This is a genomic window from Moraxella lacunata, assembly GCF_002027545.1.
GTDB lineage: Bacteria > Pseudomonadota > Gammaproteobacteria > Pseudomonadales > Moraxellaceae > Moraxella > Moraxella lacunata.
Genome location: NZ_MXAN01000103.1, coordinates 29,160 through 29,389 on the forward strand (window position 1 = coordinate 29,160; position 230 = coordinate 29,389).

Consider the following 230-nt stretch of genomic DNA (forward strand, 5'->3'; position numbering starts at 1 on the left):
TTTTATCAATAAATCCCCATGTTTTATCACTTGCCACACCTGCCAAGCCCTCCGAAAAACTGTTGGTGCGTCCATAATCCGTAGAAATAACCACCTTGCCGTTCTTATTGATAGAATTTAGGTTGCCGTGCTGTATCACCCATGCCAAACCTTCTGAAAAATCCCAAGCATCATCATATCCAATGGGGATAACCACTGTGCCTGTTTTATCAATAGACCCCTTTCCAAAC

At 42.6% G+C, this 230-nt stretch carries 1 protein-coding gene; it reads right to left on the bottom strand.

All coding sequences use genetic code 11. The annotated features are described in order from the left end of the window. Positions 1 to 230: WG repeat-containing protein (locus tag B5J94_RS12725; protein WP_143822003.1), on the bottom strand; the 230-nt coding region annotated here is incomplete at both ends.